Below are 535 nucleotides of genomic sequence, written 5' to 3' on the forward strand. Positions count from 1 at the left end.
CGAACCCAGTATCGCCCACCGAGTTTCCGCAGGTCAGCGGCCATCTGCTGCCGATCTGCCACCTCCAGCAACGCCCTTTGGGGACTGTCTGGGGGTCTAGTGGGTTGGCGAGTACTGGGCCGGGTCGGTCGGCCGCATCGGAGTGACTCGAAGAAAGAAATCACTCCCATGGCAAGTACTGAAAAGCACGGCAGAGGGTTCCGCGGGACCTACTACGCCAAGGACTCCACCGGCGCCCTCAAGCGACGCAAGACAGCGACGTACCCGACCAAGCGCGCTGCGCTCCAAGATGCGCTCAGCCAAGAGGCAAAGCAGCGGGAGGGCTCTTGGTTCGATCCACGCCAGGGCCAGATGACGCTGGCTGAATACTTCGAGGTCCACTGGCTCCCGAACCGTGGGGGCGAGCTAACAACTCGCAACTCATACCGGTCGCAATGGAACGCCGCACGGCACGGCATCGGCACGACGTTCGGTCGGCTTCAGTTGCGGCAAATCCGCACACCGCTCGTGCAGAAGTGGGTCACGCGGATGCGCG

General features: G+C 63.4%; 1 tRNA gene and 1 pseudogene (1 of these 2 cut by a window edge). Both read left to right on the forward strand.

Annotated features, from left to right (window positions below):
• Positions 1-18, forward strand: a tRNA-Val gene (locus Q0L15_RS23060) (it extends 63 nt beyond the left edge of the window).
• A gap of 150 nt (positions 19-168) precedes the next feature.
• Positions 169-535 (forward strand): annotated as a pseudogene (locus tag Q0L15_RS23065) (hypothetical protein); the annotation flags it as partial.

The sequence above is a fragment of the Nocardioides sp. genome (assembly GCF_024509035.1).
In the GTDB taxonomy this organism is placed as follows: Bacteria; Actinomycetota; Actinomycetes; order Propionibacteriales; family Nocardioidaceae; genus Nocardioides.